The sequence below is a fragment of the Legionella sp. ST3F1 genome, assembly GCF_048553315.1.
In the GTDB taxonomy this organism is placed as follows: domain Bacteria; phylum Pseudomonadota; class Gammaproteobacteria; order Legionellales; family Legionellaceae; genus Tatlockia; species Tatlockia donaldsonii.
The window spans coordinates 1-328 of record NZ_JBLZIO010000068.1 but is presented as its reverse complement, the minus strand read 5'-3'; the positions used below and the strand labels follow the sequence as shown (position 1 = coordinate 328).

Sequence of the window (328 nt, the reverse complement as noted above, 5' to 3'; positions counted from 1 at the left end):
ATTTCACCGCAATGGCAGCAGTTACTGTTGATAATGGCTTTGTTATCGACTGGACTGGGTAATTTGTTTGCTCAGTTGACTGGTTAAAACCAAGGTTTAAGTTCAGCTACAACCATTAGGGCCGGAACAATAACCCATACAATGGTCACCGGGATCAAAACTTTCCATCCTAAACGCATAAGTTGATCATAGGGATAACGTGTGAAAGTGGCGCGTACCCATAAATAAACAAAAAGAAAGACTGAAATTTTAGCGAGTAACCAAACAAAACCGGGGACAAAAAAGAAAATGTCACCAAGGACAGGCAGTCCTTCAAAAGGTGATAACC

1 protein-coding gene is annotated in these 328 nt (G+C 41.2%); it reads right to left on the bottom strand.

Annotation, left to right across the window (positions count from 1 at the left end; all coding sequences use genetic code 11):
- Positions 1-83 precede the first annotated feature (83 nt).
- Positions 84-328, bottom strand: a 245-nt coding sequence (locus ACN4Z1_RS15985; protein ID WP_419423059.1) for an NADH-quinone oxidoreductase subunit H, incomplete at its 5' end; no start/stop codon positions are given.